At 47.5% G+C, this 14,325-nt stretch carries 10 protein-coding genes and 1 tRNA gene; 4 read left to right on the forward strand and 7 right to left on the reverse strand.

The window, feature by feature from the left end:
* Positions 1-2: 2 nt before the first annotated feature.
* From M1L52_RS00915 to M1L52_RS00930, 4 genes are all read right to left on the reverse strand, one after another.
* Entirely contained in the window at positions 3-1,247 is a 1,245-nt protein-coding gene (locus M1L52_RS00915) for a DNA cytosine methyltransferase (protein WP_248612950.1), read from the reverse strand.
* 5 nt (positions 1,248-1,252) lie between these two features.
* Positions 1,253-2,317 carry a DNA cytosine methyltransferase gene (locus M1L52_RS00920; RefSeq protein WP_248612951.1) on the reverse strand — a complete coding sequence of 355 codons (1,065 nt, stop codon included), beginning with the start codon at positions 2,315-2,317 and terminating at the stop codon, positions 1,253-1,255.
* A gap of 228 nt (positions 2,318-2,545) precedes the next feature.
* Positions 2,546-2,815: a hypothetical protein gene (locus M1L52_RS00925; RefSeq protein ID WP_248612952.1), complete on the reverse strand. Its 270-nt coding sequence runs from the start codon at positions 2,813-2,815 to the stop codon at positions 2,546-2,548.
* 588 nt (positions 2,816-3,403) lie between these two features.
* Positions 3,404-4,033, reverse strand: a complete 630-nt coding sequence (locus tag M1L52_RS00930; RefSeq protein ID WP_248612953.1) for a hypothetical protein — start codon at positions 4,031-4,033, stop codon at positions 3,404-3,406.
* A gap of 150 nt (positions 4,034-4,183) precedes the next feature.
* On the opposite strand from M1L52_RS00930, the gene M1L52_RS00935 reads away from it, so the two are divergent.
* The 3 genes from M1L52_RS00935 (at position 4,184) to M1L52_RS00945 (ending at position 9,527) form a co-directional block, all read left to right on the forward strand.
* Positions 4,184-5,344 (forward strand): IS4 family transposase, encoded by a 1,161-nt coding sequence (locus M1L52_RS00935; RefSeq protein WP_317231464.1) that lies wholly within the window; start codon positions 4,184-4,186, stop codon positions 5,342-5,344.
* A gap of 418 nt (positions 5,345-5,762) precedes the next feature.
* Positions 5,763-6,179, forward strand: coding sequence for an HU family DNA-binding protein (locus M1L52_RS00940; protein WP_248612955.1), 417 nt, complete (start codon positions 5,763-5,765; stop codon positions 6,177-6,179).
* A 6-nt stretch (positions 6,180-6,185) separates the two neighbouring features.
* Positions 6,186-9,527 carry an AAA domain-containing protein gene (locus M1L52_RS00945; RefSeq protein WP_248612956.1) on the forward strand — a complete coding sequence of 1,114 codons (3,342 nt, stop codon included), beginning with the start codon at positions 6,186-6,188 and terminating at the stop codon, positions 9,525-9,527.
* Here M1L52_RS00945 and M1L52_RS00950 read toward each other — a convergent pair.
* Positions 9,524-11,155: a glycoside hydrolase family 88 protein gene (locus tag M1L52_RS00950; protein ID WP_248612957.1), complete on the reverse strand. Its 1,632-nt coding sequence runs from the start codon at positions 11,153-11,155 to the stop codon at positions 9,524-9,526. The genes M1L52_RS00945 and M1L52_RS00950 overlap by 4 nt on opposite strands.
* Before the next feature lie 153 nt (positions 11,156-11,308).
* Positions 11,309-11,396, reverse strand: a tRNA-Ser gene (locus M1L52_RS00955).
* Between the two features lie 243 nt (positions 11,397-11,639).
* On the opposite strand from M1L52_RS00955, the gene M1L52_RS00960 reads away from it, so the two are divergent.
* Entirely contained in the window at positions 11,640-12,623 is a 984-nt protein-coding gene (locus tag M1L52_RS00960; protein ID WP_248612958.1) for an NAD-dependent epimerase/dehydratase family protein, read from the forward strand.
* Here the strand turns inward: M1L52_RS00960 and M1L52_RS00965 are convergent.
* Positions 12,577-14,325, reverse strand: coding sequence for a Na/Pi cotransporter family protein (locus M1L52_RS00965; RefSeq protein ID WP_248612959.1), 1,749 nt, complete (start codon positions 14,323-14,325; stop codon positions 12,577-12,579). The genes M1L52_RS00960 and M1L52_RS00965 overlap by 47 nt on opposite strands.

The raw sequence follows: 14,325 nt of genomic DNA on the forward strand, positions 1-14,325 counted from the left end.
TTTTAAATGTTTATTTCGTATTTGGATAGGAGTTGGTACACACCTTTCGCGATTATCTTAGCAAAATCTGAAGGAACGGCGTTACCAATCATCTTATATTGTGCCATCATTGGACCAAGAAACTCAAAGTCATCTGCAAATGTTTGCAATCTTGCAGCCTCTCTGACAGTAATTGACCTTGCTTGAACTGGATCAGGGTGTATATGGCGCATACCGTCTTTATATAGATGGGCTGGTATTGTATTGCTAGGTTCGTTCCACCTTAATACATAATATTTATGGATGTTACTCTTTTTGCCTGTCATTTCCGTATAGAGTTTTTTCAATGCTTCAATGGAGACGTATTGGTTCTTGCCTGACTCAATATCTTCTGCAAGCATAGAGAAAATCCTCTGGTCTCTTTCACTATGGAAACGAGGTACGTGATTCATCACCCCACTTCCATCAGTCGGTTGGTGAGAGAATTTATGCCCGTTTTCTTTTATCACTTCTTTACAAGGAAGAATGATAGGCAGATCTCCTATAGCATCCTTTACAGTCTTAGGAGATGCGCTACTTATAAACTTTGGCATCTGCTCCTTATAAAATTCATCAAGTACTTTTCTGCCTAGATTCGAATCGTTAGCATTGAGAGTTTTACTTACTCCGAGTATAATGACACGCTTTCTATGCTGTGGAATGCCAAAATCAGCAACATCATAAACGGCATTTTTGAAATCGTCAATCACACAATAACCTGCATCATCAAATGCTTTCCTGATTTTGTCAACAATAGGTGTCCCATCTGGAGCAGCACTCAGCATTCCGACAACATTCTCAAAAACAAAGAAAGCAGGCCTAAAGTATTCCAAGATACGAATATAACTTTCGAAAAGGTAGTTCCTGTAATCATCACGCATTCCATGTGGATCTCGAATCCTTCCTGCCAGAGAATAAGCTTGACAAGGAGGACCACCAATCACAAGGTCTATCTTTTTGTCTCCAATGAGTTTTTTAAGGCCGATGTGCTTTCCATACTCTTCATCGTCAAAACCATTAATCAGTTCGTCTGTACGCTGAATATCGAATCGTACGACCTCTTCTTTCGCGTTCTTGTGATGCCACCTCTTTTCAAGACGATTGGCAAGGGTTTGACAAGGAAACGTTTCCCATTCAACACATGCTAGTGTATTGAATCCTCCTTCCTGCATAAAACCATCCATCAGCCCACCGCAGCCTGCAAACAAGTCGATCGTGTTGTATTTCATTGCCATCACTTCAAGTATTTAAGTAGTTCTACACCTATAGCCTTTGCCATTAAGCAAGGGACTGCATTACCTACTTGTTTGTCTTGTTGGCCTTTGTTTCCCAAGAAAACAAAATCATCAGGGAATGACTGCAATCTGGCACATTCTCTAACTGTTGGGCATCTATTCCATTTGTAGTGGAAATTATTCCTGTGCCCTGTATCTATAGTCCTTGATGGTTTATAGCTACAGTACCTCGTCCAGGCCATGTGGAAAATTCTACTTTCACCGACACCTGGTGGGAGGTCTTTATAGTTTCCTCCATCAGGTACTAAAGCAATTGTATCTTTAACAAACTGCTTGTGGTCTATGGATTTATGGTTGTGAAGGACATTGCAAGAACCTCTCATCAACTTTTGATATTCAGTTTGAGGTTCCATTTCATACTCAGAAACATCACTCCCTAACGTATGTTCAAGACTAGGAAGGTCTCCAATTGCCTGTTCACAAGTGATGTACTCATCTGGTTTCAAATATGGTTCAGGGAATTGGAATATCTCTTTTGAATTCAGCAATCCAACAAATACAAGTCGTTTCCTAATTTGGGGAACCCCATAGTCTGCAGAACACAATATTTGATTGCTCACGGAATAGCCCATAGAGGTGAAACGTCTTATTATCTCATCACGGACTTCACCTTTGTACAATGTTGCCATACCTGGAACATTTTCAATCAGGAATGCTTTGGGTTTATACCTTCTGACAGTTTCAATCATCGCAAGGTATAGTTTGTTACGCTCGTCATCAAACTGCCTTGGCCCTGTCAAACTAAATCCTTGACATGGTGGTCCACCAATGATAACATCTATTACGTTGCCTTCTACGAGTTTGTCAATATGTTTGAATGTGTCAGGAGCAGATAAATCGCCACAGAGTGTCTTACTGCCATGATGATTGTAAGCGTAAGTTCTTAGTGCAGGTTCATTGAAATCTACTCCCAGAAGAATGTTGTAGCCTGCCATTTCAAATCCCTTTGACAGACCGCCACATCCACAAAACAGATCCAGTACGTTGTATTTCTTCTTTAACATGAAAAAGCCCTCTCTTCGTTTTCGAAAAGGGGGCGTGGAAGAAAGATGCGTTTAACCAAGGCCTTGCACAGCCCACATCAGACAACAATCCAACAGTCCACGCCCGTATGAGCGCAAACATCCAACCGCTTGTCCGACTGATGTGTCTGTGAAGTGCAAGTTCTGGTTAATCAGTCAATCAAGGATGTCAAAGACGCTAAATTTCCTTTACTTTATTCCGTTTCTTTTTTACTCTATTTGTAACCTCTCAAACAATAGTTCACTTCCAATCTCATATATCTGGCCATCATCACAAACCTCGAATGCCTCATCCATCAGACGATTGTAAAGTTCAGCCTGTTCGTCGTCCATAGTTCTCTCGCCAGTCTCGTAACTGACGTAGTCCTTGAAGTCATCATCAGGATGAAAGTTGATGTCAAGGTCATAGACGATGTGGTGGAAGAAGTCCTTAACTTCCTCTACCGTCGTAATATGAGACTCTTGTGTGTACTTTGCCATCACATTAAGAGTTGTTCGCAAACACCCAGAAGCGAACGGGGTTAACAACATGTGATGACTACAAACGAAAAAACGTGGGTGCTTGCATCTGCCTGTTCGTTGTTCGAGGCCTACCACAGCCCTAGTAATTAAACAGACAGAGAAACACCCACGTTGAGGTATATAGATACACCGTAAAGTGTGCTAGTGAGGACATGGTTAGCCCTCGCAGCACACTACGGAGAGTATATACTACACCCCGTGGAGTTACCCCTGCATTGTTTTTGAATTACTATTCGATTGTGGTAGTTTCGAAACAACCAAAAACAAAGCGCGATAACGCCTTTCAATATGTAGTGCTCCACCCTACAGCTCAACACACCTCAGTGTGCATCCCCGCCGCCATGGGCAGATAGCAGGGCACAAAGATACAAATAATATTTGTAAATTTATAGCCGAAAAAGAAAAAAGTGGGAAAAAGTTTGGAAGACAAGCGAAAAAAAACTATCTTTGCACCGTCAGAACTTTAGTTTTGACTACGCCGCTGAGTGCGGGGAGCAAGACTTGATCGACACTACTCCATTTAAAAGCTACCTCTATGGGTGGCTTTTATTTTTCATATCTCTTTCGGAATACACGATTGAAATCGGGACTTTGTACTTGGATTCTGTTTACAGGCAACACCTTTCTCCCTTTGAATATCAATACTTCTAATGCTTCCTGATTTGTTTCAAAATAGGTCTTGATATCAGCAGCCAACAAACGCGCATTATAATCTGATTGCATATTCAGTAACACACGATTCGTCTGCCCAATGGAATCAATTAATTGTGTCCCTACAGAAGCTTTGCCATGAACGGTTTTCAAATCATAGAGTCCAAGAATTCCTTTCTTTTCAAAAATAAAATCGGCGGTACGACAGCTCCTCGGATTAGGCAGTAAATATACACGATAGCCATGCTCAACAGCCCTGCGTGCCGCATTAATCAGATTGTCAAAGTCTTCACTCTGTTCACTGATGGCACTAAAAATATCAGTCTCACCTTCAATTGGACGGAACTCGCCAGAATTGATAATTAGTTTTAATTGTTTGATAAACTGGGCACCTTTCAGAAAATGAAGCTCCTGCAATTCGTCAGCCACGCCTCTCCATATGGGCTCTTCTGCCATCCATACAGAGCCATCTTCTTCAAATTGTTCATACTCAAATGTATATTCTCCTATTATAGTCGAACTCATGCGATTTATAAAAACGATATCACTAGTGTCCGGTTAAATTTTTCCGAACGTTAATTAAATGTTTAAATTTCAATGAGATACAGCGATTTAAAAATTTTCCGATTTGATTTTTTATCTTTGTACTGTCTCATATATAAGATAGCACAGGATATGAATGCCGGAAATACTGTATTCTCGCAACTGATGTCTCTCATCCCTGACTACGAGCTCAGGAAATGTATTGACAGATATAGAGGGGATTTTCATGCAAGACGATTCACTTGCCGTGACCAGTTCCTTGTCATGAGTTATGCTCAGCTGACCAGCAGCGCAAGCCTTCGTAGCATAGAGGCTCAGTTGACTGCTTTCAACTCCAAGTTGTATCATGCCGGTCTGAAGGTGATGCCCAAGTCCACTCTCGCCGACATGAACGAGAAGAAGGACTGGCGTATCTATCAGGACTACGCAATGGTACTTGTCGAGAGGGCTAAAGTCCTGTATAAAGATGAATACTATCGGTTGGGAATTGACAATATGGTGTATGCCTTTGACAGCAGTACCATCAACCTGTGTCTGCATCTCTGTCCATGGGCGAAGTTCCATCATGACAAAGGTGCTTTCAAGATGCACACTTTGATTGATGTAAAGAACAACATACCCAACTTCATCATGCTTACTCCTGGCAATGTGCATGATACTCAGGCTATGGACAGCTTGCCTGTAGAAGCAGGGGCTTACTATCTGATGGATAAAGGCTATGTGGACTTTGACCGTCTGTTCCGTCTCTTCCAACAGCAGAAGGCTTACTTTGTAACCAGAGCAAAGGACAACATGAAATATTCCGTATTCGAGGCAAGAGAGGTTGACAGGCAGACTGGCGTCATCTCTGACGAGTCCATCAGTCTTACTGGTCTCTTTACAGCCAAGAAGTACCCTGATTTGTTGCGTCTGGTCGTCTATGAGGACTTTGCGCAGAACGTAGTGTATCGATTCCTGACGAATGACTTCACCCTTGAAGCAATTACCATTGCGGAACTGTACCGAGAGCGCTGGACTATCGAAACGTTCTTCAAATGGATCAAGCAGCACCTGCACATCAAGACGTTCTATGGGACGTCCCAAAACGCAGTCTTCACACAGATATGGATTGCCATCTGTGACTACCTGCTGCTTATTATTGCTCTGAAGATGTATCATATCGAACAAAATCTTTACATATTCTCTAATGTCATCGGCCAAGTTCTCTTTGAGAGGACTCCGCTGAATGAACTTTTTGACAAACCAATTATTAATCAAAATCCGGAAGATGACCGCCAACTTTCGCTTTGGTGAAATTTAACCGGACAGTAGTGAAACGATATATAGTTTTCCACCCATCGGCACAGCACATCTAAATATGCATCGTAGCCATCATGGACAGATAGCATTTCTTGATTAGTTAAAACAGAAACATGTTCCGCGCAGCAAAAGTACAAAGAAAAAAACAGAAATTTCAGAATTGCACAATAATTCTCACGGAATTGCGTTCCAATACTGACAGGGGTGAAAACCAAACTCGTCGAGTTTGGTCACCAAAGTCGACGAGTTTGGTCACCAAAGTCGTCGACTTTGTAAATCAGCTCTGACTAAACCACATTAGAAGATAGTAAGAACTGGATTACAAAACAGTAAGAACTATATCACGAAACGACAAGAACAGTATTACGAAACGATAAAAACAATAATAACAAACCATAAAAACAAATAAGAAATGGCTGTTTTCATAAAACTTAGAAAGGACTCGATGAGCGCCAACAAAGCCCATCATAAGTATTATGCCCATATGGTTTCAACTGGTGAGGTAGGAACCGAGGAGCTGGCAGAGGCTATCCAAGAGAACACTACATTCAAGCGTGGCGAAGTGCGCGGCATCATAGACGAGCTGGTGAGCGAGATGAAGCGCCAGCTGTCACGTGGACAGACAGTATGTCTCGACGGCTTCGGGCGTTTCCATCTATCAGTGGAAAGCGAAGGCGTTGATGACCCAAAGGACTTCAACATTGGCAAAAACATCAAACGAGTGAAATGCAAGTTTCACCCCGCCGGCTCTCGACAGGGCGTGAAGAACGGCAAGGTGACACAGCTCTTCGGTGACGGAGTAGATGTGAAATGGTTCCCTGAGGATTAGTAGATAGTGGAAGCAAAGGAGCTATACGACATTTGTCTATCACTGGCTAAGGCTGACGCATCAAAGAAAGGGCGCCAACAGATGCATGAGGTCCTCTCGCTGTGTTGCAGCGAGGGAACGAAGGGTTATGCAGGCTGCTTTGGAAATATGTTCTCACAGATAGACTTCCTGTGCAAACAACGAGGCATAGGCATGACAGACCGCATAGCTCTGCAGACAGCACGACGAAACGCGAAGGAAGAGCCGGCGAAGAAGAGCGCTGAGGAAAGCAACAAGCAGTGGCGATATGACGTGAGAGCGCTGACACGCTTTGTGTCGGCAGTCTTCAAAGTGGATGTTCCGGGCGAGTTGAGGAAGCTGTTGCCATCGGAGCCTCAACAACGCGAGAGCACGCTGAAGGCCGACCACAGCTATGTGAGATGTATAGTGAGCTCATGGGACGACACCACCATCACGGCAGAAAGTGATGACGGCGAGCTGACGATAGACTATGGCTCGACAGAGGGCGGACGCGACTTCGTTTATCTGAAAAGGCTTCTGCGTGAGGGCATGCAACTGAACCTGCTCGACTGCGAGAAACACGACGACTCACAGACGCTGCTACCACGACTGATAGTGGTTGAGCCCGACTTCCTGGTAGATATATCATCGATAGCCACATGCTTCACTCCATATGGCCATCATCCCCTACTCTACACACTAAACAGACTGAAAGAGCGCCCGAACACCCAAGCCACGCTGCTGGGTAACTTTGCCGGCGCTGCCCTCGACGACATCATAGCAGCAGGACACGCCACATCGACAGCCGAAGAACAGTTGCGCTCAACATTGAGACGATCATTCAAGGAGCAGGCCATTCGCTTCGCCGCCAACACGGACTTCAATGCCGACAGCTTCAAGAAAGAAGCGCGGAAACAGATGGCGAACATTCGCGAGGCGGTGGACTATCTCTTCGAGCACGACAACTACGACCGAAAGAAGGCGCTGCTCGAGCCATCGTTCATCTGCGAGAAGCTCGGACTACAGGGACGTGTGGACCTGATGACAAAGGACATGCGCCTGCTGGTGGAGCAGAAGTCGGGCAAGAACATGAAGATAGAGCACAACAGCCATGACAGCCACGGTCTGCAGAAAGAGGACCACTACGTGCAACTGCTGCTTTACTATGGAATACTGCACTATAACTTCGGACGGACGGATCAGACCGTTGACAACCGTCTGCTGTACTCGCGCTACGAGGCAAAGCGCGGACTGCTGTCGGTGAACAACTACCGCACGCTGTTCCGCGAAGCCATAAAGCTGCGCAATCAGATTGTAGCCACGGAGCTGTTCATTGCCCGCGAGGGTTACGGACGCATAGTGTCACAGCTCAGTCCCACTATAATATATAATGGTGTAAAGCCCGACGGATATTTCACACAGTATGTGCTGCCTGAGCTGGAACAGCTTCGCGACAGCCTCGCAAGACTGAGTCCACTGGAACGTGCCTACTATGAGCGCATGATGACTTTTGTCTATAATGAGCAGGTATGCCAGAAGCTGGGCACGCCACAGACATGGATGATGCACAGCAGCGGAGCCACGAGCGACCTGTGGCAGATGCCACTGACAGAGAAGCTGGAGACGGGCAACATAATCATGGAGCTGAGAATAAAAGACAAGAAGCGCCGCAACACCTATGGGGGCTACGATAAGATAACGCTGAAGGGCGACATACCGGCAACGCTGAACTTCCGCCGCGGCGACATGGTCTATCTCTACACCTATCGCGGTGAGCCTGACGTGAGACGAAGCATACTGTACAAAGGAACACTGGAGAAGATTGCGGGCGACAGCATAACGGTGGTACTCACCAATGGTCAGCAGAGTGCTGACATATTCGCAACGAACAGCGGAGAGCTGTGGGCCATAGAACATGGCGGAAGCGACTCGGGAGCATCGGGCAACATACGCTCGCTGCAGCAGTTTGTAACAGCCCGACCAGAGCGACGCGCACTACTGCTCGGACAGCGCGAGCCACGTTGCGACAAGCGTCTGCATCTGACTGAGAACTACAGCAACAGCTATGACACAATGCTTGAGAAGGTTAAGCAGTCGCGCGACTATTTCCTGCTTGTGGGACCTCCAGGTACAGGCAAGACATCGCAGGCGCTGCGCTTCATTGTAAGGGAAGAGTTGAAGGAAGAAGGCACGCTGCTGCTGACAGCCTATACCAACCGTGCCATTGACGAGATATGCGACATGCTCGACAACGAGCAGCTCGACTACCTCAGACTTGGCAACGAGGCATCGTGCGACGAGCGTTTCCGCAACCATCTGCTTGAGTCGATGATCAGCGAAGACAGCCGTCTTGATGAGATAAAAGCCACGATTGACAGCATGCGCATCATTGTGAGCACCACGTCAATGCTGCTGACACGTCCATACATAATGCAACTGAAAGACTTCTCGCTGTGCATAGTCGATGAAGCATCGCAGATACTTGAGCCAGGACTAATAGGAATACTGAGCAGCGACAACATTGGGCGCTTCGTGCTCATAGGCGACCACAAGCAGCTGCCTGCCGTGGTGCAGCAGGACGAGCAGACAGCAAGAGTGAGCGAACAGTGCCTGCGCAACATAGGCATCACCGACTGCCGACAGTCACTGTTTGAGAGACTCATAAGATGGGAGAACAGTCAGGGACGCACAGACTTCATTGCGACGCTGAACCGTCAAGGGCGCATGCACCCAGAGATAGCACAGTTCCCCTTCGGGCACTTCTACAACGAAGACAACATACAGGCTGTACCACTGAAACACCAGAAAGAGGAGCAGCTGAAATATAATGGAAAAGACGGTGATGAACTTGATGACACACTGTCGCGCCACCGTGTGATTTTCATAGACGAGCCAACGCCAATGAAGGAAGCACAGCTCGTAGCGCTGTTGCTACACAGGATAAAGGCATCCGTCGGCAATGCCTTCGATGCCTCTGCCACAGCAGGCGTCATTGTGCCCTATCGCCACCAGATAGGCCTTATACGCAAGGAGCTTGAAGCCTACAACGAGCCAGAGTTGCTGGACGTGAGCATAGACACTGTGGAACGCTATCAGGGGTCACAGCGCGACGTGATCATCTATTCGTTTGCCATAGAGCATGCCTACCAGCTCGACTTCCTCACCGCGAACACCGTCATGGACAGCGACTGCGCCGTGGACCGCAAACTCAACGTTGCCATGACACGAGCCCGCAAACAGCTCATCATGACTGGCTCAGCCAAACTGCTGCGCCGCAACGACCTGTTCCGCGAAATAGTAGAGAAATATAACTTTATGCACAGCGGAACCGACCCTATTGTGCTCTAAAACGTGACTCTTTTTGTTCCCTCTTTGATATAGATTTGATGCTTCGGCTCTTTTGAAAGTTTCTTTCCGCTGATGGACCAGACAGATTGGGTGTGGCGAAGCTGTGACTTAGGAGTGGTGACGGCTGTGGTGATGGGGTTGAAAAGACGCTCATATTCGGTGGCAGCCATGATGAAGCCACCCAGGACTTTTCCTTCCGTATAGAAATCGCTGCCAGAGGTGCTGGTAGGCTTGGTGTCCTTACCCATGAGGTAATAAGCGGCAGAGCCGTCACGGTAGTTGCTACCACCCAAGCCTGCCGACTTGCAGCAGCCTATGAGGTGTACTCCGCCATTGCCATCGGCCACCATGAAATGTTCCACAAAGCCGCGATAGGCTTTCTTCACCACAGCGCTGTAGTCAGTGTTGAGGAGACCCAGGCGCATACCTTTCAGAAAGGCGGCAGTGAAGATGGCTGTGCATGATGACTCAAGATAGTTGGTCACGGGCGACGATGTGTATCTGTAACTGCTACTGTAGTCGGTAGCGGTGAAGGTGCCGTCGTGGTTCAGCAACTGATACCAGCAGCCACTCTCGGCATCCTGTTTGGCGGCGACGCCTGCCGCGAGTTTCTCCAGACAGGTGCTCAGGGTAATGAAATTCTCCGAGTCGGAGAGGCCTGCAATCTGCATCTGTTCCAGAACATCGACCAGTGCCATGAAATACCAAGCCACGGCGCGTCCCCAGTATTCGGCTGAGTGATAGACCTCAGCGCCTCTCTCGGCAGATATGCCTGCCCACTTAGAGGATGCGGAGTTAGAAGGGTCGGCGGTAAAAGCGTGGTAGAGCAACCGGGTGTCATCGCTCCAGAGGAATCGCCAGCTGATGATGAACTGTTTTGCTACAAGATCCCAGTCGTTAGAGGTGATGGGTTCATAGTCCACAGCCTCGTTAAGCATCTGTGCCAGCAATGCTGCACCCATATAGAGGCCATCGCACCACATCTGATCTTTATATGATGACTTGTGCCACCATCCACCGGCAGCCTCGGCCAGCGTACTCTCTTTGATAACATACGAGGCATTCGCTTTCTGGAAGCCCGACCTACTTTCAGCAAAGCGGCTATTAGCCGTGGCGATAGTGGCAGCGCTGGAGTAATCCTCAGTGTCGGCAAACAGTCCACTTGCAGCCAGTTCCGAAAGTTTGAAATAGACTTTCACGCCATTCAGGTCATCGAAACTCTTGCCAGACTTACCGTTCGAAGGAATATCGCATGAGTTGCCATAATGGGCTACGGCATAAAACCAAGGACGCACGTCGGTCTCCTCTTGATCCTTGTAATAGTCTATCGTTTCCAAGATGGCCTTTGCCACGAGGCCTGGCACATAGTCGAGTGTAGTTTTTGTGCCAGAAGGTGTCTCCGTCATGTTGCCTTGAGCATCGAAGCGACCAAAGCCTGCAGCCGTGGTGTTAGCCTTAAAGTCATTAATGCGGCTGTTGATGACAAGTTGTGAGTAGCGCAGACCCTCGGTGAAAACGCAAGGTTCACCTGCGTTGTCAGGTATGCCGTTGGCGGTATTTCCCCATGCTTCAACAAAGGCAAAGCAGGTAAGTATCAGCGTAAAGATATGGTTTCTTGATAGTATCATAGTTTTTCAGTTAGTCGTTTCCATCAGGATTCAAAAAAAACTTTCTTCTGGAAACTGCGGAGAGACCGGGATTCACCCTTTTGGCTTTTGAACCCGTTCCTTCTGCGGAGAGACCGGGATTCGCCCTTTTGGCTTTTGAACCCGTTCCTCCTGCGGAGAGACCGGGATTCGAACCCGGGATACGCTTTTGACGTATACACGCTTTCCAGGCGTGCCTCTTCAGCCACTCGAGCATCTCTCCTTGCGTAAGCGGATGCAAAGGTAACACTTTTCATCTACAATTCCCTACTCGACCTCATGTTTTTAAAATTCTTTATAAATTCGAATAGGCTGTAGTAACAACTATGTAATGTAAGCACCATACTTATTATGGACAAGAAAATAAAAAATATGTGGTATTTTGCATTTTTTATTCAAAAAAGGAATGTCAGTTCCGATTTTTTTTGTTTCTTTGCAATCAGAAACCTACAAACTTTAAATCTATATGAAAAATATACTTGTTATAGGCTCTACAGGGCAGATTGGCTCTGAACTAACAATGTCACTTCGAGAGCGCTATGGCAACAGTCATGTCGTGGCAGGCTATATAAAAGGCTGCGAGCCCAAAGGCATGTTAGCAGAGAGCGGACCATCAGCAGTGGCCGACGTGACCGATGCCGAAGCAATAGCAGAAGTCGTGCGCCAGTATAACATAGACACGATATACAACCTTGCCGCACTGCTGTCGGTAGTGGCTGAGTCAAAGCCACGACTGGCATGGCACATAGGCATAGACGGTCTGTGGAACGTGCTGGAGGTGGCTCGTGAAAAACACTGCGCAGTGTTCACGCCGAGCAGCATAGGCTCATTCGGACTGGAAACGCCCCACGACATGACTCCGCAGGACACTATTCAGCGTCCGCGCACCATCTACGGTGTGTCGAAGGTAACGACAGAGTTGCTCTCTGACTGGTACTTCCATAAGTATGGCGTTGACACTCGGTCGGTACGATTCCCTGGAATAATAAGCTATATGACTCCTCCTGGCGGCGGCACTACCGACTATGCCGTTGACATATTCTACTATGCTGTACGGGGGGAACAGTTCACCTGTCCGATAAAGGCTGGCACGCTGATGGACATGATGTATATGCCTGACGCGCTACGTGCAGCCATGGAACTGATGGAGGCAAATCCAGACCGTCTGGTACACCGCAACAGCTTCAACGTGGCTGCCATGAGCTTCGACCCAGAAGCAATATACCATGCCATACAGGAGGTGAAGCCTGAGTTCCGCATGGTATATGAGGTGGATCCGCTGAAACAATCGATAGCGGAGTCATGGCCCGACAAGATGGATGACTCCTGTGCCCGCAACGAGTGGGACTGGCATCACGACTACGACCTCCCAGCCATGACGCGCGACATGCTACAAAAATTATCTATGCTTCGCGCTGACGCATGCCCATGCGAGCCTCAACAACGTTGACTACATAGTCACCGAGCTTCTCGCACTCGTTGACAAGGTCAATGTAGATGGTACCCTCGGCATAGGTGTACTCGTGGTTGTTGACATCGATGATGTTCTGCGCCTTCAACTGGTTACGGTAGTTGTTTATCTCGTTCTCAATGTTGAACGTGCGGTTGACATTATATGCCTCCTTACGACCGCCAAGCAACTGGTTCATCTGGGTAAGAGACTGGTCGGTGAGTCCCATCATCTGATGCAGATGCTCATACTGCTTCTCAATGAAGTGATCCTGCTTGGCAGAATACTTACGGTTAATGGTGCGAGCCATGTTGTAGCAAGAGTCGCCAATAGACTCCAGCTCGCTGACCTCACGAAGCATGGCGCGAATCTTGGCCTTGGTCTCATCAGAAAGATGAGCGTCTGACACGTTCTCCAAGTAACGTGCTATCTCGAGCTCCATATTGTCGGAGATGCTCTCATATTTCTCTATACGCGAGAAGAGCTTGTTGAAGTCCTGCTCATTGTTCTTATCCTTGCTGTGTGCAGAAGAAGAGAGGTTGAGCAGTTCCTGAACCATGCCGAACATGCGCTGCATACGCTCTGAGAACGATGAAATCTCTTTCTGTGCCTCGAGGACTGAAAGCTCTGGGGTCTTCATGAAGCCGGCAGTGATGAAATGCAAGCGGAAATCCTCTTCCTCGTCCACACGCTTTGGTTTGATAACCCAGCACACAAACTTCTCTATCTGTGGAATGAACCAGATAAGGATGGCTGTGTTGACAACATTGAAAGTGGTATGGAAAGCAGCCAGCACAAATGTCAGCTTAGCTGCATTGGCCATGAAAGCAGATGCAGAAACAGCGTCTTTAGTCATGTCCACATCATAGCCAACCCATCCGCACACCATATCTATGAATGGACGGAAAGCAATGAGTACCCAGATGACGCCAAACACGTTGAAGAACATGTGGGCAAAGGCAGCACGACGTGCCTGTGTGTTAGCAGAAAGAGCTGCGAGGTTAGAGGTGACGGTAGTACCGATGTTCTCACCCAAGACGAGGGCTATGCCCTGATAGATGGGCAGTGCACCACTTGAACAGAGAATCATGGTGATGGCCATCACAGCTGCCGATGACTGTACACAGAAAGTGAGCAAGCCGCCAAGGAGCAGGAACACAATGGTCGTCACGAACGATGTCGGGTCGAACGATGCAAAGAAGTGGAGCAATGCCTGATTCTCGCCAAGATGCATGTCCTGTCCGGTGACACGCAGTGTGCCCAGACCCAACAAGAGGAATGACAAACCGAAGAGGAAGTCACCAATGTATCGGTATTTCTTCAGATAGATAAGTATGATACCAATGAAGAAAGCCGGATAGACAGCACTCGTGATGTCGAACGACATACCTGCCGACATGATCCAGGCAGTTAGCGTGGTACCGATGTTTGCACCCATGATGACCGAGATGGCCTGCGCCAGCGTCAAGAGTCCGGCATTGACGAACGATACGGTCATCACCGTTGTAGCTGTTGAAGACTGCACAGATGCTGTTACGAGTGTACCAGTAAGCATGCCTGTGACGCGGTTGGTGGTCATGGCGCCTAATACATGGCGCAACTGTGGACCTGCCATTTTTTGCAATGCCTCACTCATGGACTTCATACCAAACATGAGAAGTGCGAGCGAGCCCAGCAGTTTGAAAACAATCAAAATAGACAT

The organism is Prevotella sp. E13-27, from assembly GCF_023217965.1.
Classification (GTDB): Bacteria; Bacteroidota; Bacteroidia; order Bacteroidales; family Bacteroidaceae; genus Prevotella.